This window comes from Halegenticoccus soli, from assembly GCF_002844195.1.
GTDB lineage: Archaea > Halobacteriota > Halobacteria > Halobacteriales > Haloferacaceae > Halegenticoccus > Halegenticoccus soli.
In genome coordinates this window covers 350,524-365,852 of sequence record NZ_PEND01000003.1, presented here as the reverse complement: position 1 = coordinate 365,852, position 15,329 = coordinate 350,524, and the positions used below count along the sequence as shown (strand labels likewise).

The 15,329-nt window shown below is 55.5% G+C and carries 21 protein-coding genes and 1 pseudogene; 7 read left to right on the top strand and 15 right to left on the bottom strand.

What is annotated here, in order from left to right; genetic code table 11:
- Positions 1 to 39: 39 nt before the first annotated feature.
- From CNO20_RS10295 to CNO20_RS24315, 3 genes are all read right to left on the bottom strand, one after another.
- Positions 40 to 1,419 (bottom strand): FAD-binding oxidoreductase, encoded by a 1,380-nt coding sequence (locus CNO20_RS10295; RefSeq protein WP_101296040.1) that lies wholly within the window; start codon positions 1,417 to 1,419, stop codon positions 40 to 42.
- Positions 1,420 to 1,599: 180 nt separating this feature from the next.
- On the bottom strand, positions 1,600 to 2,109 hold the full coding sequence (locus CNO20_RS10290) for a halocyanin domain-containing protein (protein ID WP_101296039.1): 510 nt from the start codon (positions 2,107 to 2,109) through the stop codon (positions 1,600 to 1,602).
- A gap of 123 nt (positions 2,110 to 2,232) precedes the next feature.
- On the bottom strand, positions 2,233 to 2,727 hold the full coding sequence (locus CNO20_RS24315; RefSeq protein WP_394337258.1) for a DUF6220 domain-containing protein: 495 nt from the start codon (positions 2,725 to 2,727) through the stop codon (positions 2,233 to 2,235).
- 128 nt (positions 2,728 to 2,855) lie between these two features.
- Between CNO20_RS24315 and CNO20_RS10285 the strand changes: the two genes are divergently transcribed.
- The gene (locus tag CNO20_RS10285) at positions 2,856 to 3,485 is read left to right on the top strand and encodes a helix-turn-helix domain-containing protein (protein ID WP_101296038.1); all 630 of its coding nucleotides are present in this window, start codon (positions 2,856 to 2,858) and stop codon (positions 3,483 to 3,485) included.
- A 120-nt stretch (positions 3,486 to 3,605) separates the two neighbouring features.
- On the opposite strand, the gene CNO20_RS10280 is transcribed toward CNO20_RS10285, so the two are convergent.
- Positions 3,606 to 3,785 (bottom strand): geranylgeranylglyceryl/heptaprenylglyceryl phosphate synthase, encoded by a 180-nt coding sequence (locus CNO20_RS10280; RefSeq protein WP_101296037.1) that lies wholly within the window; start codon positions 3,783 to 3,785, stop codon positions 3,606 to 3,608.
- A 299-nt stretch (positions 3,786 to 4,084) separates the two neighbouring features.
- Here CNO20_RS10280 and CNO20_RS10275 point away from each other — a divergent pair, with 299 nt between their 5' ends.
- From CNO20_RS10275 to CNO20_RS10260, 4 genes and pseudogenes are all read left to right on the top strand, one after another.
- Positions 4,085 to 4,879 (top strand): formate/nitrite transporter family protein, encoded by a 795-nt coding sequence (locus CNO20_RS10275; RefSeq protein WP_101296036.1) that lies wholly within the window; start codon positions 4,085 to 4,087, stop codon positions 4,877 to 4,879.
- A 490-nt stretch (positions 4,880 to 5,369) separates the two neighbouring features.
- A complete protein-coding gene (locus tag CNO20_RS10270) occupies positions 5,370 to 6,047 on the top strand; it encodes a helix-turn-helix domain-containing protein (RefSeq protein WP_101296035.1) in 678 nt (225 codons plus the stop codon).
- Positions 6,048 to 6,147: 100 nt separating this feature from the next.
- Positions 6,148 to 6,610 (top strand): annotated as a pseudogene (locus CNO20_RS10265) (zinc ribbon domain-containing protein); the annotation flags it as partial.
- A gap of 439 nt (positions 6,611 to 7,049) precedes the next feature.
- Positions 7,050 to 7,514, top strand: a complete 465-nt coding sequence (locus CNO20_RS10260) for a nucleoside deaminase (RefSeq protein WP_101296034.1) — start codon at positions 7,050 to 7,052, stop codon at positions 7,512 to 7,514.
- Positions 7,515 to 7,544: 30 nt separating this feature from the next.
- Here CNO20_RS10260 and CNO20_RS10255 read toward each other — a convergent pair whose 3' ends face one another.
- A complete protein-coding gene (locus CNO20_RS10255) occupies positions 7,545 to 7,817 on the bottom strand; it encodes a DMT family transporter (RefSeq protein ID WP_269844137.1) in 273 nt (90 codons plus the stop codon).
- 433 nt (positions 7,818 to 8,250) lie between these two features.
- Between CNO20_RS10255 and CNO20_RS10250 the strand changes: the two genes are divergently transcribed.
- A complete protein-coding gene (locus CNO20_RS10250) occupies positions 8,251 to 8,637 on the top strand; it encodes a hypothetical protein (RefSeq protein ID WP_101296033.1) in 387 nt (128 codons plus the stop codon).
- A 165-nt stretch (positions 8,638 to 8,802) separates the two neighbouring features.
- On the opposite strand, the gene CNO20_RS22580 is transcribed toward CNO20_RS10250, so the two are convergent.
- The 3 genes from CNO20_RS22580 to CNO20_RS10245 all read right to left on the bottom strand — a co-directional run bounded on the left by CNO20_RS22580 (position 8,803) and on the right by CNO20_RS10245 (position 9,976).
- Positions 8,803 to 9,096, bottom strand: a complete 294-nt coding sequence (locus CNO20_RS22580) for a DUF7344 domain-containing protein (RefSeq protein ID WP_143423184.1) — start codon at positions 9,094 to 9,096, stop codon at positions 8,803 to 8,805.
- 358 nt (positions 9,097 to 9,454) lie between these two features.
- A complete protein-coding gene (locus CNO20_RS24310; RefSeq protein WP_143423183.1) occupies positions 9,455 to 9,661 on the bottom strand; it encodes a helix-turn-helix domain-containing protein in 207 nt (68 codons plus the stop codon).
- A gap of 72 nt (positions 9,662 to 9,733) precedes the next feature.
- On the bottom strand, positions 9,734 to 9,976 hold the full coding sequence (locus tag CNO20_RS10245; RefSeq protein ID WP_101296032.1) for a GAF domain-containing protein: 243 nt from the start codon (positions 9,974 to 9,976) through the stop codon (positions 9,734 to 9,736).
- A 549-nt stretch (positions 9,977 to 10,525) separates the two neighbouring features.
- Between CNO20_RS10245 and CNO20_RS10240 the strand changes: the two genes are divergently transcribed.
- Positions 10,526 to 11,191: a helix-turn-helix domain-containing protein gene (locus CNO20_RS10240; protein ID WP_101296031.1), complete on the top strand. Its 666-nt coding sequence runs from the start codon at positions 10,526 to 10,528 to the stop codon at positions 11,189 to 11,191.
- Between the two features lie 39 nt (positions 11,192 to 11,230).
- Here CNO20_RS10240 and CNO20_RS24505 read toward each other — a convergent pair whose 3' ends face one another.
- From CNO20_RS24505 to CNO20_RS10220, 7 genes are all read right to left on the bottom strand, one after another.
- Complete coding sequence (locus tag CNO20_RS24505; RefSeq protein WP_449405043.1) at positions 11,231 to 11,449, bottom strand: DUF7835 family putative zinc beta-ribbon protein; 219 nt, start codon at positions 11,447 to 11,449, stop codon at positions 11,231 to 11,233.
- Positions 11,450 to 12,694: 1,245 nt separating this feature from the next.
- On the bottom strand, positions 12,695 to 12,994 hold the full coding sequence (locus CNO20_RS10235; RefSeq protein WP_101296030.1) for a hypothetical protein: 300 nt from the start codon (positions 12,992 to 12,994) through the stop codon (positions 12,695 to 12,697).
- A 138-nt stretch (positions 12,995 to 13,132) separates the two neighbouring features.
- A complete protein-coding gene (locus CNO20_RS10230) occupies positions 13,133 to 13,393 on the bottom strand; it encodes a hypothetical protein (protein WP_101296029.1) in 261 nt (86 codons plus the stop codon).
- An 18-nt stretch (positions 13,394 to 13,411) separates the two neighbouring features.
- A complete protein-coding gene (locus tag CNO20_RS22970) occupies positions 13,412 to 13,564 on the bottom strand; it encodes a hypothetical protein (RefSeq protein WP_158237388.1) in 153 nt (50 codons plus the stop codon).
- Positions 13,565 to 13,952: 388 nt separating this feature from the next.
- Positions 13,953 to 14,192 carry a hypothetical protein gene (locus CNO20_RS24305; RefSeq protein WP_199174826.1) on the bottom strand — a complete coding sequence of 80 codons (240 nt, stop codon included), beginning with the start codon at positions 14,190 to 14,192 and terminating at the stop codon, positions 13,953 to 13,955.
- The gene (locus CNO20_RS10225) at positions 14,084 to 14,353 is read right to left on the bottom strand and encodes a hypothetical protein (RefSeq protein WP_199174800.1); all 270 of its coding nucleotides are present in this window, start codon (positions 14,351 to 14,353) and stop codon (positions 14,084 to 14,086) included. The genes CNO20_RS24305 and CNO20_RS10225 overlap by 109 nt, the downstream gene beginning before the upstream one ends.
- Positions 14,346 to 14,711: a nucleotidyltransferase domain-containing protein gene (locus tag CNO20_RS10220; RefSeq protein ID WP_101296028.1), complete on the bottom strand. Its 366-nt coding sequence runs from the start codon at positions 14,709 to 14,711 to the stop codon at positions 14,346 to 14,348. The genes CNO20_RS10225 and CNO20_RS10220 overlap by 8 nt, the downstream gene beginning before the upstream one ends.
- Positions 14,712 to 15,329 lie beyond the last annotated feature (618 nt).

The following is a 15,329-nucleotide window of genomic DNA, read 5'->3' as shown; positions in this document are numbered from 1 at the left end:
ATCAACCGCTACTTCGAAGGAATGTCGAGGGAAAACGTCTCAGACGGTCGGCTCAATGTTCTGATTGAGGTGGAACACGTTCTCGGGATCGTATTCGGTCTTGATCTCGGCGAGACGCCAGTAGGTGTCCTCACTGTAGGATTCGCGGACCCGTTGGGTGCCGTCATCGGCGTCGAGGAAATTCACGTAGACTCCCTCTCGATGAGGTTCGAGCGCGTCGAAGAACTCACGAGTCCACTCGGTGTCCGACTCAGCGAAATCTTCGTCGGGACGCCATACGCCGTTGATGTTGATATTGTGCGACGCGTGGCGACCGGCGTAGGAAGTGGCGTCGTCCGGGACGCGCCTCACCGCACCGCCGAGGTGGAATATCACCGAGTACGAGCGGGGTGACTCTGCCGAGTAGGCGTGGTCGACGAACACGTCGATCAGGTCGTCGGACAGTTCCGGCAGATTGGTCGACTTCCAGTAGTAGTGCCATCCATGGGGGACGGTGCTGTCGAGCCCGCCCTGGTGCGCCAGATAGGGTGTGGGGGAGACCAGGTCGAGAAGCGGTGTGCCGTGCTCACGCAATGGTCGGAGGACGTGTTCACCCTCGTCGACCGGGCCGGTGTAGCAGGTGTTGATGGCCATGGCGGGTCGCCAGTGAAGTTCCTCGGGGACGGCTGGGAGGGGAGGAATAGTCCCGAACCTGATGACGGTGCCAAGCTCGTCGGGAGCATCCCGCGCGAAGTCGCGATAGAAGCGTAGCACGTCGGCGGTGTCGTCCGCCGCCCAGAACACGGGGCCGGCAAGTACAGTGGGACCGACAGGGTGGAGGGCGAACTCGAAGGAAGTCACGATTCCGAAGTTTCCGCCGCCGCCTCGGAGCGCCCAGAACAGGTCCGAGTGCTCGTCGTCCGAGGCTCGGATGAACTTACCATCGGCGGTCACCACATCGGCGGAGAGCAAGTTGTCGGCGGTAAGGCCGTGCTTGCGCATCAGCCAGCCGATCCCCCCGCCGAGTGTGAGTCCGGCGACACCGGTGTGGCTGACGATGCCGCCCGTGGTTGCCAAGCCGTGGGCCTGGGTCTCGTGGTCGACATCGCTCCACAGGGCACCGCCCTGTACCCGGGCGGTCCGCGCGCGAGGGTCGACCCATACGGCTCGCATCGCTGAGAGATCGATGACGATCCCGTCGTCGCAGACGGCGGTGCCGGCGACGTTGTGGCCGCCGCCGCGTACCGCGATTTCGAGGCCGTGCTCCCGTGCGAAGTTCACAGCCGTGATCACGTCCGAGGTGCCTGCACACTTGGTGATGACCGCAGGATGGCGGTCGATCGTCCCGTTCCAGACCGCACGGGCCTCGTGGTAGCCCTTGTCGTGGGGCAGGATTAGGGTGCCTCGAAGCGTTTCTCGGAAGTCGTTAACTGGCACCATGTCTTACGTTCCCTACCGCACGAATCGAGTTAGCCGTTACCGTAGCGCAAGGTCTGCTGAATACATACTCTGTATTCAGCACGCCGTTCGTATCATCTACTGAGGATCTCACAGAGTCGAGAGCATGTAATGAGCGTCGAGAAGAGGTGGGTGACTCCGTCGTGAGGTGACAACGGCGCTTTACACACCTCCCCCTTGCGACTCGACGGTGACCGCTCCCTTCATTCCCGTCGAACGGTGCGGTTCACAAACGTACTTGTAGACACCCTCACCGTCGAACGTGTATTCAAACGTATACCCGTCCGAGGATGAATACTCTGACTCGAATTCGCTATTCTGTGCAACGACGTTGTGGGTGCCTCCATTACCGGTCCATTCCCAGACGACGGTCGTGCCTAGGGAGACCATCACTGCTGGAGGGGCAAAGGCCATTCCTTGCTCCCTCGCACCAACACGTACGATTACCTCGTCCTGTCCCCTTCTGTCCACGGTTCCACTGTAGTTGCTAACGTCATCGAACCAGCCATCGTAGTCGGGAGCAGAATCGACGTACCTCCCATCAGGAGTCCTCGTCGTGTCGGTCTCCTCCCCGGAGTCGCCAAGGCACCCTGCTAAGGCTGTGGAGACTGCTGTCGCTCCCAGTATTCGAAATACGGTGCGTCGAGAGTAATTTATGAACTCTTCAGTCATGTCGAGTGTTGAGTTGCTGATGGTCTGCAGACTGGCCGGTGGTTTGAGTCTCGAAGAACTGACACCAGGGATTAGATCCCCACTGTTCGAGTTCCCTGTCAGATTGGTCCTTGAGATCCTCGTTTATGATGTGTGATCTCCTGTGGAGCCTCCTTCAGCCGTGACTTCCGCCCATGCGCGCTGGACAGTAACCGTTGACAGCCAGAATATCACAACTGCATTAACGGGGTGAATTGCCCCGACGAGCGACCCAAACCGATGGGCGGTACTGAATTGCACGAAGAATAAGAGGAAAATCACAACTGGAAGTCCCTTGTGAATCCGCGGTAGACGTCCGATGAACGCAAGTACGAACAGTATCAGTAGGAATACCGGCAGAATATTGCCGAACGAAACGTGGGTGCTCCACCGAGCTGGATCCACAAACACAGCCAGACCGGCAATGTATACTTGAATGAGAACACTGGCTGTAAGGAGAAGAGATGCTCCGAGGTAGCAGTACGTAGCCCATCGAACTCGTGATGGGATTGTAGTAATTTGGTCTGTCTTCTCTACTTGGGCTGAATGCGTCACATTAGAAGGCTTCGCGGAGACCTGATTGAAAATTCTCGTGAACATGTTGCCCTGCGGAGTGAGCCACTGGAATTCCCTCCGTTCCATGGAGGAACTTCCGGGGTTTAACCACAGGAAACGTAGGTGAACATGTTTACCTCTATCCCCATTATCCCACGAAGCCAAGGAAACTCATGCCACGAGTTCGCCTCAAGGTCGGCCCGATGCCGGATATGGAAGCCGTTGCCGAGGCATTTCCGGAGACTGTTATCCGGTTTTTAGCGAATTATCCGACTGATAAGGGCGTCTGTAGCGTCTTGGAAATTCGGACGGATGATCCGGACCGCTTCATTCACGAAGCACTGGCGCATTGGGAAGCAGATACTATCGAGATCCTACACAGCGATGAAGATACGATCGTCGTAACCTTTGAAGGGGAGCCACCGGAGGGATATTTCGTTTCCGAAGATATCGAGTACCACCCGACGACTCCAGTCGTCGCCCGTGACGGGTATCTCTTCATCGAGTTCGTGATGCCGGAGTCAAAGATGGCGGCCCTGTGGGAGTCACTCGACGAACGAAACGTCAAGTACGAGATTCTCTCTATCACCGAGGGATACAACGTTCTCGATTCGCTCACCGCTCGTCAACGAGAAATCCTCACAGTCGCTATCAAACGGGGATACTACGATAATCCACGAGGGTGTTCGTTGACTGGTCTTGCCGACGAACTTGGGGTGAATAAGTCAGTGATTAGCGGCGTTCTTCATCGGGCTGAAGGTGAAATCATCAAAGACGCGATCGGCGACCCGCGTGACCAGTAGAGAGAAAACACGTGGAAGAATGTGAATTGATCCAATACGAGACACGCGCGCTGTATTCAGCACGCAGATTTCAGTAGGGAGGAAACTTGTGACGTTGAAGCGTATACAGACGTCCGCTAATCACTGAGAGAGGTCGCCGAGAAGCGACCGGACGTGGTGTTCAGTGACGGTTGTGGTGCCGCCGATGATGAGTGTATCCGTGCCCGTGTCAGCGATCGCCGCGTAGATGTTGCCGTCAGGGAGTGATTTGTCGGGATCAACCTTCGTCACGTGTGTCCAGTTCGTCCACCGAGTCAGCATATCTCTGGTAGTAGATTCGTGTGCAAACCATTTTCTCCTGTCACCTGTTATCATCATTCCAAGCTAAACTTACGACGGATTACACCAGCGTCGACGAACTCCAGGCGAACGGAGTAAGAGCTGACGGTGAGAACCTAAGCAGCTGGGATTAGTTGCCCTTTGGCTATGGATTTACTACCTATATCATATTTCTAGAGAGTTACGAGACGTGGCGGTAACGGTGAGGAACGGTTCATCACTCGAGACAAGACCGTCATTCTCAACCGTGGGTTTTTGCGTGTTAAACCAGTACTCACGATGTGACTGAGACTCCTACTCCTCGTCCGGGTGAGATATTTAATCGAGCCGTCGAGGAAGGTACGCGCCGACTCGATCAGTCGCTGCTTGAATTGGTCTCAACCAGCTTCATCGCCGGATTCACGATCGTCTTTGGCATCGTCGCACTCGGCATTGTTGAAGCGATTGTTCAGCCACACTTCGGCGAGATAGCCAAAATCACGGGGGCACTTGCCTTTGGGGCTGGCCTTGTGTTCCTCGTCGTGGGGCGGACGGAATTATTCAACGAAAATTTCTTCGACCCGGTCGCGGCGGCAGCCGACCGCTCTGGATCGTGGATGCTTTCCTCACTCTTTCGTCTCTGGGTCATTACGCTCGTGTTCAATTTACTCGGTGGGGGCCTCTTCGCGCTTACCTTCACTGTCCACGGCGCACTTCCTCCAGGAACGGGAGAAGTATTGACTGCGTTCGCAGAAGAAACCGCACGCCAAGGAGCTAGAGCGTGGTTTGCGAGCGCAATCGCAGGAGGTGCACTCGTGAGTCTGCTGTCATTCCTTCTTGTGGCTGTCAACAGCGTCCGGACCCGAGCCACCCTAGCGTACGTTGTGGGGTTTCTCCTCGCCCTCGGACCGTTTAATCACGTCGTCGTCACCGCGTTGCACGTCTTCTTCGGTATCCTGTTCGGGGCGAATGTCGGCTTTGGCACACTCGCGGTGATGATTACAGTTGTGACAATTGGCAATTTCGTCGGCGGACTTGGCTTGGTTACGCTCACGCATGTCACCCAGGCGATGGGTGCGCGTGAGTCTGGAGAGTAACCTCGATGGAGCGACTTGAGACGTCAGTTTGGATCAGCGATTGCTTAGAGAGTCTTTGAACTCGCACTACTACTGGGATCCCAAACCCACCGTTGATCGATGTAGGAAGGATAGCGTTGGGCAAACCCACAACTAGACGATCTCCTCTGCATCGTGTGCTTCCTGCACCGTTTCTTCGCGTACCGTAATCCCCTATTCGTGGACGAGGTCACCGCCGACGGCCGTGTCAGCAATCCTTTCCATCTCGTATGCTTAGTCGTAGTCATGGATACCGCCTCCGTGGAAGAACATTGCCGCTGACAGAGCGGTCCGAAGTCTGCCGACGAGAGCAGGGCTACTCAAGATGAGAGAACAGATGAGGGAGGAGGGTGATTTGGTGGCGCGTTAATGATATTCCGGTAACCAGTCTCAGTTAATGATTTGACCAATACGTTGACAGACTTGTTGTATATAAAATACATACAAATAGCCACAGTACCACCGTAGGGATGTGAGCGCAATTCTCACGTTCGACGTCGTTACTGACGACTTTCCGTTCGGACGAGCACTTGAAGAGAACCTCCACCTTACCTTCGAAATTGAGCGAATTATCCCACTTGGGGGGCACACCTTCCCTTTACTATGGGTCTCTGGCCCGGATAGAGAGCGCTTCGATGAGGAAATTCCAAAGCATCCACACGTAGATGATATCAAATTTTTAGGGAGTCAAAATCAAAAGTCACTGTATCTTGTTGAGTGGGAGGGACTCTCGCATGGGCTCATTCAGACGCTCGTTGACGTTGAGGCAATTCTTCTGTCTGCCTACAGTGAAAATAGTCACTGGACGTTTCGAGTCCTCTTTCCGGACGATACTGACGCAAGTGAGTTTCATACTCACTGTCGTGCTAACGGTATTCACATTACCGTGGTGAAGTTGGCCTACTCGGTCGATCTCACCGATTCTACTGACGAGGTACTTACCCAAGCGCAATACGATCTTCTCACTACCGCCCTCAAGGAAGGGTACTTCGAGATTCCGCGCAAGATCAGTCAGGCTGAACTCGCACAGACACTTGGGATTTCGGGGCAAGCTGTTTCTGAGCGGATGCGCCGTGGCGTTCAGGCGCTTCTCATGCGGATGTTGGAGATCACTCCAGAGACGCCAGTTTCTGAAGAACTGGAAGAATGAGGTGTGGGTCGTTGAATATACGTCACTGGGGTAAGAACTCACACGCTTACCGAGGTCGTGAGGAACTCGTCGAACGCGTCTCTGTACTCCAGGGGCATCTGAACGAGGCGTAGGCCGTATTAACTCGGGACGCTCGCTGATGTCCGTGAAGACGAGAACGGTGAGTCGAAAAACCGAGGTAAGCACGGAAACCTTGACCTGCATGGGTGGGCGTCGACCGATTCTCAAACATCCTCGAATACAAAGCGAAGATTGCAGGCATCGAAGTCGGAGAAGTGTCCGAGTACGATACGAGCAAAACGTGTTCGGTGTGCGGTAGAGAAGACGATGGTCAGCGTGTTGAACGCGGGTTGTACGTCTGTAAAGAGTGTGATGCGGCGTTCAACACTGACGTGAATGGGGCGAAGAACATCCGTCTGGACTTGTCCCAAAGTAACTCCGAGTCTTCCGGGCAGTTGTCCGGGGATAGGAGTACCGGCTGGTTGGCTCAGCCTTCAGTCTACCTTCATGACCTCACCTGTGGATTCTCACCACAGGAACGGGTGGTAGACTGCAAACCGTAATATCCCACTCCAGCGGTGCGGTGCCGTGGGATTCCTCCGCGTGAACGCGGAGGAGGAAGTCAACCAAGGACTGGAGGCCGCCGGTGCGGATGTCCATGAGACGCAGCTGTATCGATTAGATTGCCCGACGACTGCTGCAGGCCAGTCACCCTCGCAACGGATGGTCAACTCGATGGGATACTGTTCACGTCACCGAGGACAGTGGACCACTTCTGCGAGATCGCGGCCGAGCAAGACGGTGTCTCCGCACTCCAGCGGGGAGTAGCGGGGACAATTATCGGGGCCATGGGATGCCGACGGTTCGTGCGATTCGGGAACAGGGTATCATGGTGGACGTAATCCCAGACACAGTCGGATTCTCTCAACTCGCAGATCGCACCGTGAAGGCAATCGACACCCGCTATTAACTCCTACTTCCTCATACCTCCTCTATACAGCCATGACCACTCCACAGTTCGATGATTTTTCGCACGAGTCGCACATGCATGAGGCCTTCGAGCTCGCGCGCGAGGCTGCGGCCCGCGGCGACGAGCCGCTTGGATCCGTTCTCGTCCACGACGATACTATCATCATGACCGAGTCAAATCGTGTGCGAACAGAGACTGATATCCGGCGTCATCCCGAACTCCATCTTGCGTACCGTGCGTGTCGAGAGTATGACGCCGATGAACGCGTTGAGATAGTGATGTATACGAGCACTGAACCCTGTCCAATGTGTGCTGGGGGAATGGCGACAGGTAGGTTCGGGCGCGTCGTCTACAGTGTCGAAAGTGATGAAATCGCGGCGTTCACTGGGAACGAGCTAGCAGTCCGGTCCGCAGAAATCCTTGCTGGCGTCAGCGACGTGGTCGGGCCGCTGTTGAACGAGGAAGGCCGCCAGATCCACCAGGAGTACGACTGGTGACCACGCCAGACACCGTTCGGTGAGGTGTTGTCAGTGCTCTCCAGAGACGAGGTGGAGGCCGACGATTCCAAAGATGATCACGGAGATAAACAGGAGGCGAGCGCTCGTCGCCGGTTCGTCGAATACGATGATACCAAGCGAAGCGGTTCGGACGGCGCCGGTCCCCGTCCACACAGCATACGCGGTCCCGATCGGCAAATCCTGGATCGCTTTCGCGAGCAACACCATACCGATGGTAAGCGCCACGACTGTTCCCACCGTCGGGACCGGTTCTGAGAGGCCGTCAGAATACTCTAAACCAATCGCCTAGGCGATTTCGAACAGGCCAGCGACGAAGAGAACGAGTCACGACATTTCCTTACTTCTTGCTCACAAACCGGACTCGAGCTTTCGATATCGAGGGATAGCTCTCGATTCGATACCTACTGAACGAGTAACTATTTCCGCGATCAAAATTGAGACAGGGTCCAAATAGGAACGGTACATTTAATACCAGAAGTGTAATATTCATGCACTAGCAAGATATGAGTTGGAGAAGTGTAGAGTATTACCGGTTCCGTGGGCAGTGAGTGTTAGGGAGGGCACGTACTAGCTCCAAGTGATGATCGCGTAGGCAATCAGAGGCACCTTATGGACATTCAACACACAAGACTCGGTTGCTCAGAATTGACCGGGCACGGGCACTGGATGAGCCACCGGTTACAGGGTAACCACTGGCTTGGGCTGGAGACCTGAGATGAGCGGACAGCGTGAATCGGTACGTAAGACCGAACACGAACCAGACACGCAGGGAGAGACGCTTTCGGAGATCCTGGACGATGAGCGGTCGCGGGCAGTCATCAGTGCCCTTGCAGACGCTGACGGTGAACTGCACTTGTCCAAGCTCACTGAGGAAGTTCTTGAAAGAGAGAAAGAGCACCAGCGAATGGATCGGCCAGCGGAGAGCGTGGTTCCGGGGTGGGTGTATACATTTCTAAGTGGGGCAGGCCTCATAAGCGTGGTCGGCTCGTACTTTGAGGTTGGACCGTTTGCGACCCTCTCGGTTGTCCACTGGACGGAGGTGATTTTCGGACTCTTTCTGGTACTCTCCTGCTATTCGATCGTCACCCAGGCAAGACGTTAACCAGAAAGAGACACTTGTAGGGGGTGAAATGGCCAAGTCAACTCTGAGCGTACAAATGGGACCCCTCGCTGCAACTGGCGAGGAAGATGTCATTCTCACGTCAGTGGTGGACGTAACGATGCACGGTCTCAGTATGACAAAGTGAGTTGAAGGATTCACTGCCATTCAAGTTGTTGAGGTGTCTTCGTCTTCGTGGTCGTACACCTGCGAGAGGTACTGAGAAATCTCCTCGAAGTTAGGGCCTCGTCGAACCGTTCCGGTGTCTTTGTCCCACTCAATGTATCCAGCCTTCGCGAGTTTCGGAAGGTGGGTGTGATAGAGTGCCACCTTGAGTCGTTCAAAATCATCACCTTCGGCCACGAATTCATCGACGGAAAGCTCAGCCTTGTCACGAGGAGAGTAGTTATTCAGAGGAAAAAGAACTCGGCGACGATACTGGTGACTGAGCGCGTCGAACATCCGATCCAGTCGTCGATGGTCACCGCCCCCGTCCGTTTCGAGAGTGGCCGAGGACGTGTTGTCTGTTCGACCCGGTTCAGCATCGTCGCCTGGTGTCATCGTATATGCCACCGCCTCTGTGGATCTCTGTTTGGTTTGAGAACGAGCTCACGCAGTCGAGTGCTCCCGAAGCCATGAGTTCTATTCTGTGAGGATACTATTGGTCTTCACCCCTGTCTTGCTCTGAGGCACGTAGAGAACGTGTGAGTGAAAAGATTTACCTTAAATAGTAAAACCGCTTTTCAGTCCGATTTCAATACTTCAGTTTGTTTTTAAATGGGTGACGATCAGGTCGTTTGAATGAGAGCACCAATTGACCCTACGCGTGCGATATCTCATCAAAGATGACGTCGCAAATGGATCGTTCAGCGGCCCGCAAATGCTCGGAGAATGTGGGCTGGAAAATTCCTAAGAGTTCGGTGACTTCCTGGCCCGTACATCCTCCGGTGAGATTCCGCGAGCAATGAAGAAGATGTCGGCATGCCCCTTCGACCGGAGGACGAAACCCTGGTGGTCGATAGCACATCCTGTCTCCCGGGCGACATAGCGGTGTGTCGGCGTCCTCAAACTGGAGCGTGAGTTCGACGACGCTGTCGGTTTACAGCGTCGCTCTCGTCTCTCTGGCGTTGAGCGTATGCGCGATCGTGTCGCCGAACTCCGAGAGCACGTCCAGATTCTGCTCGTCTTCGTCCAACTGAGGGCGGTCGGCGTAGACGGTCATCACGCCATACGCTGTGTCGTCGTAGGCGAGCGGGATGCAGACCAGCGACCGAGCGCCGCGTTCGAGCGTCGCTTCCCGCCAGGCAGCGAAGTCGCTGTCCGTGGCGATGTCTGCAACCACCTGCGGGTCGCCGGTGTGTACTAACTAGCTCTTTTATTATAAACATGAATCTCCTATTTCGGTTACCGTCTAATCTACAGCCCCTCCGTCGCGCCAATTCCGTGTTCTCAGGAACAATGTCGTCTCTCTATGAGATTTGATCAAGCGGATCCATCGTCGTCACTATTTCTGAGGGCTGGGTGGGTGTTCTTGATCGCGGGTCCGAGACGGGACAACGCTCTCCTCAGAGGGCTGATCGCGAGGGAATTTAGCACCTGTAGGAAGCAGTCTCTCCGCACACGCAGGTGTCCCGCACGGGATCCTCACTCACGGAACTATGTTCCCTTTCTGGGAAAATACCTGTGTCTCTGCGGCCCAGGCGTCGTCTCATCTCTCCGCGTCATTCTGAGCGCCTTCATATTTTGTGCCGAGATGGGTTTCTGAAATGACTTCCGCCAGGAGCATTTTCCCCGTGGACGGTCTGTACTCCCCTACTGTGACATCCGCAGACAGAGAACTGCCGCACAGAACCGTATGTGACTGTCCACCGCTCCTCCGAGCTGAGAGCTCATGATCACCGCAAAGTTCACCCTCCAGGTTCCGTTTCTCCAAGAGGCGCTTGCCGCGGTCCCAGACATGGAGCTACAGATCGAGCCAGGACAATTCCCCTTTATCGCTGAGAAGAAAACACGACTCCTTGTCTGGGCCTCGGGAGATGACTTCGAGCGCTTTGAAGTACAGGCAGACGAAGATTCTCTCATCCAGGAGCTTGTCACAGTAACGACGGAGGGCTCGTCTCGGCTCTATCGGGTTGAAGCAGAACACGAGGAGCTGCGCTCGCTCTTTCAGATCCTTTTCTATGATCACGATACCCTTCTGGAACGGGGGACGGTCACAGCCGCCGGCTGGCAGTTTTGGCTCCGCGCAGTTGATAGAGACGCCGTCTCAACCGTCGCGACAAAATTGCACGAGCACGGCGTCCAGACGGATTTTAGAGCGATCTATACAGAGCACGGCGGTGAAGACGTCACCGCGAGCCTCACTGACGGCCAATACGAGGCACTGGTCACCGCCTATACCCGTGGGTATTTCAACGTCCCTTGTGCAGTCAGTCAACAAAAGCTTGCAGCCGACCTCGGGACTTCAGGCCAGGCCGTCTCTGAACGACTTCGACGCGCGGTCAGAGCTATCCTCGATGATACACTCAACGTCACTTCTGATCAAGACAGCCCTTAGTTCACTCGGAAAAACCTGATGCACTAGCGTTCCGTCAGCTCACTCTTCATGTTGAAAGCGCCCTTCGTGAGTGACGGTTCCGCATACAGTACATGTAACTTCCCGAGATGGTGCTTTAGCGTACTTGGTGTTTTCTGAAAGCACCTCCGATTCGTCAGCCGTTGAGTCCAGCCGAAGAGATACGTTATGGACTGTTTCTTTGTTGCACTGTTCACACTCTCTCAACACTTCATTCGTGTCACGGTCGCGTTGGGTCATGAGGCTCGGTTTATAGACGGGGTGGAACACCAACGCGGTTTTACGAACGAAAGTGTAGTAGAGAGATCACTTCTCTCTACTTCCGTTTACATCTCTATATTCTCTGCACTCATTGATAACTGTTATGTATATTACCAATCAGTTCAGGAGATGATGTGATCATGCTGTCTCACTTCCTCATGGCGGTGGACGCGAGACGGATAAGTGGCTTGTACACGCAGGCAATGGGACGAACCATCTAATGGTACACAACGTATATGCGGGAATTCCCCGCAAAGGTGCCTCTAATCGCTTGAGCTCCTGACGCTTAGAGGAGAAACAGGCGTCTGAGATCTCTACTCTCCGATCGCCTGTGGTCCTCGTGGTCAACGTGGTGTGTCAACCCAACTGTGGGATCTGAGGCCGTCAGTGCGCCATGGATCTCACACTCGGCCCTCATCAAGCAAAGGAAAGGGGGGTCGCACAACTCCTTCGTGATCGTAAACCCAGCGTGAACGTCCTCACAGGACGTGAGACTGGTACACTGGTTCCAAATGCGCAGATGTCAGATTAGATCCAAACTCGTAGGTCTATTTGTTCTCTTGCCCTCAAGCCACTACATCTCCGCGTCGATCAGTCTTCATCAAAGCGAGAGTGTGCACATCGGACCAAGGCCGCTAGTACTCAGCTGGGACTTAAAATATGGGCCGTGGTATCCGCTTCTATTCGTACACTGGAAGAGAACATAATTCGATGACTGACGAAGAGACTGGTTTTCGGCATGTTTCTATGGAGGCTATTAATGAGGTCCCTGATTTGCACAGTATCTCTCTTGACGTTCAACTCATGAACTCGCTCGTGACGCGTGAGCACCCTGCTCGGATACGAATTACGATGAGCAATCGTTCGCGAACTGATCGGGTGTATGTGACGGGGTATATGAGGGTCTTCGGTGAGGTGTGGAGCGCCGAGACAGCGCCGGGACTAGTTCTTCTTCCTCCAGAACTGCCACTCGAATTTGAGGACCACCAATTTAGACCAACTGAACGGAATATCGCCTTCGATGCTGCAGAAATAGTAAATCGTCTCCCACCCGACGAATCTACCTCGATTCAATACGATGTTTGGGATGCTCCTCAAAATACAGGAGAGCCATTAAAGCCTGGTACCTATCGATTCCAGAGTGAGTATATTCGGTACTCATCATGCGGCAATCTAGAGGATTCATTTGTCTGGGGTGTCACACTATCTATTACAAGGCCATAGTTAGAGGGACCCGTCGAAGATCTCCGCGAGTTCCTCCTGTACAAGATCGCGCATCGCGTCAGCGCGCGCCTGTCGTCGTGTCCGTTCGTCGAGGTAATTCAGTTCCGACACAGACGAGTCTCGACTTCCCTGTGAGGCCGCGACCGCCGCCGTTCCCGCTTCGATACTGGGGCGCTGCTGACGGTAGAGCCGATACCACGTCTGGCGATCCATATTCGGGAACGGGTGACGGCCGGCGATCCGGACGTCGGCGCGTTCACCGACATCGCGGAACCACCGCCGTGCCGTCTCCGTCGACATGGGGCTCTCAATCGACTGCCCGGGGAGCAGGTAGCTCGTCCAGTCGTCATACGCGCCGAGGATGTCGATCTGCTCACAGATGGCGTCGACGCCGACGAGGAGTTCGACCGTGTTTCTGGTACGCCGTGCGTTCTTACGCTAGTCAGCCTCGAACTCGATGTAGGGAATGTCGTCGTCGGGGTCGAGCACTAGCTGGTTCACGTGCAGTTCGCACGCCTCTACGGGTCGGAGTCCCCACCCAGCGAGCGCGAGCAGGAGGAAGCGCTCCTCGTCGTCGCCGGCGGCGAGCAGCGCCGCGAGGTCCTCGCGACCAAGGCTGGGATGGTCGTATCGGGGATCTCCATCCCACCCGAAGCGGTTCAGGAGGTTCTCGGCGGGGTTATAGAGGCCGCTGCCCATCTCTTCGAGAAAGGTGTATCAGTTTTTCATCGCGGAGACGTACTTCTTCTTCGAGGCGAGCGTTCCCAGTTCCTCGTCGAGGACGCGGAACGTATCACATACGCGTGCGATCTCGTCGGGCTTCGCGGTCTCGTCCAGCAGCGGCGAGAGGAGGTCGCCCGTCTGGTTCACCTCCCGGTAGGTCGTGACGTACGTCCGCAGCCGGGACCGGCGGGGGCCGACCGTGGTCTCGGCGCGCCCGCGGTCGTGCTTGAGTTCTTCTAGATAGTCTTCGAGCCCTCGGATAGTCGGTTCGTGGCCGATTCCCCATGTGTCGTCCGTGCCGTCGGGATTCGGCGGGAAACCGACCGCGTCGTAAAACTCGCCGGGGGAGAGCTCGTGGTCGCGGCGGAGGCGTTCAACGAATCCCGAGAAGTTGCTCTTGAGCCACGGGTAGGTGGGGTATTCCGGTCAGGATCGACGTCGATGTCGGGGTCGGCGCGGAGCGTAGGCACAATCTCCTCGCAGTAGAACTGCTCAAAGTCGTCGAGGCCGTCGAAGCGGGCGTAGTGCGGCATCGTTAGTCGGCGGAGATGCAGAGGGTTTCCACCTGCGAAACGAATTGCTGAGTCCGTGCGAGCAGTGCATCGACGTCTTCGTCGATGGTTTCGTAGCCGTAATCGGCCTGCTTGCGGAGTTCAGAGAGATCGTTCAGGAAGCGTCCGTCCTCACGCCGCGCGTCGCCAGCGAGGACGACCTCGGACCCGAAGAGGGAGAGAACGCTTCCGTGGGTACTGGGGTCGTGGCCGCGGTCGTCCAGAACGGCTTGTGCAGCATGGAAACAGCATAGTACAGCCGGTTGATAACGACTGCATCAGAGAGGTTCGCATTCCGCGCACCCTCGGCGTCGGCAAGCGCTTGGTGAGCTTGCCGAAGTTGGTCTTCGACCGCGGCTTCACCGGGCTTGTCGTCATCAGGCATATGAGCGGCCCTCGGTGACGACGTTTCTGATGAACGGATTCCCCTCTCGCTGATGCCGGGTAAACGTGGATTCGGAGAGGATGTGGAGTTCGACGACAGGGCTGTACTCCAACATCACGTCGTAGGCGAGATCACGGAGTGAGTCGGCGGTGGTGTTCTGGTCGATGTCGTCGTCGAGGACGATGAGGACGTCGACGTCACTGCTGAGGCCGTGCGCCTCTCCGCGGATAGTCGAACCGAAGAGGTACAGCTCGGCGATTTCATCACCGTGCTGAGACCGCGCGCGATTGACGAACGCCGCCGCTGCGTCGGTGTGAGCGTCAGCGGGGAGTGTCTCGTGCGCGGTCTCGTCGTCCATGTGCGGTGGTACGCGCTTCGGTGTCATTTATATTTCCCCGAAGGAGTAGTGGTGAAGGGCGAGACTGGGTGGAGAAGGCCACTCGATGCGTCTGGTGGCAATTCTAAGGGCATGGGTTTCGGTACAGAGAACGCTACAGTCAGTTGTGTTAGTATTCTTGGTGAGTGGTTGTCTGGGTTGGACAACCAGACACCACGCCAGACCGGCCAAAATCCTCGAACTACACGTAAGGTTCACAGTGATCGTATCACCGGTCGGCTTCGCTATACATCAGGGCCGTTTTTCATCGACGACTTACTGGTCATTGTGACGTTCTTCCTTGGTGTGTTCGTCGTGGATCTGCGGGTTCTCCACCCGTTGCGACCCCTCTGATCTTTTAGCCCTATTTAAATTGCCTGTTGTTGATAGGTTCCTAGCGGTTGGGCGGAATACAAGGCGTACCTCTCACACGAAGATGAGTTCAAATTGGACTGAACACCTCACACCTACCTTGCCATTCCTTCGTGGAGGCTTCGTCAGTACCACCAAAGAGTAAAGACTACCTGCTCGTTCCGTCCTGTATGAAGCACCCTGCTATCCCGTCGCATCAAAGGGACACGAGGAACGACGATATCGATC

Coding starts and splice junctions, on each gene's coding strand:
- CNO20_RS10295 (WP_101296040.1), bottom strand. CDS start 1,419: ATGGTGCCAGTTAACGACTTCCGAGAAACGCTTCGAGGCACCCTAATC.
- CNO20_RS10285 (WP_101296038.1), top strand. CDS start 2,856: ATGCCACGAGTTCGCCTCAAGGTCGGCCCGATGCCGGATATGGAAGCC.
- CNO20_RS10240 (WP_101296031.1), top strand. CDS start 10,526: ATGATCACCGCAAAGTTCACCCTCCAGGTTCCGTTTCTCCAAGAGGCG.
- CNO20_RS10220 (WP_101296028.1), bottom strand. CDS start 14,711: ATGGACGACGAGACCGCGCACGAGACACTCCCCGCTGACGCTCACACC.
- CNO20_RS24505 (WP_449405043.1), bottom strand. CDS start 11,449: ATGACCCAACGCGACCGTGACACGAATGAAGTGTTGAGAGAGTGTGAA.
- CNO20_RS10280 (WP_101296037.1), bottom strand. CDS start 3,785: ATGCTGACTCGGTGGACGAACTGGACACACGTGACGAAGGTTGATCCC.
- CNO20_RS24315 (WP_394337258.1), bottom strand. CDS start 2,727: ATGTTCACGAGAATTTTCAATCAGGTCTCCGCGAAGCCTTCTAATGTG.
- CNO20_RS24310 (WP_143423183.1), bottom strand. CDS start 9,661: ATGTGCTATCGACCACCAGGGTTTCGTCCTCCGGTCGAAGGGGCATGC.
- CNO20_RS10290 (WP_101296039.1), bottom strand. CDS start 2,109: ATGACTGAAGAGTTCATAAATTACTCTCGACGCACCGTATTTCGAATA.
- CNO20_RS10250 (WP_101296033.1), top strand. CDS start 8,251: ATGAGCGGACAGCGTGAATCGGTACGTAAGACCGAACACGAACCAGAC.
- CNO20_RS10260 (WP_101296034.1), top strand. CDS start 7,050: ATGACCACTCCACAGTTCGATGATTTTTCGCACGAGTCGCACATGCAT.
- CNO20_RS22580 (WP_143423184.1), bottom strand. CDS start 9,096: ATGTTCGACGCGCTCAGTCACCAGTATCGTCGCCGAGTTCTTTTTCCT.
- CNO20_RS10235 (WP_101296030.1), bottom strand. CDS start 12,994: ATGTCGACGGAGACGGCACGGCGGTGGTTCCGCGATGTCGGTGAACGC.
- CNO20_RS10225 (WP_199174800.1), bottom strand. CDS start 14,353: ATGCCTGATGACGACAAGCCCGGTGAAGCCGCGGTCGAAGACCAACTT.
- CNO20_RS10230 (WP_101296029.1), bottom strand. CDS start 13,393: ATGGGCAGCGGCCTCTATAACCCCGCCGAGAACCTCCTGAACCGCTTC.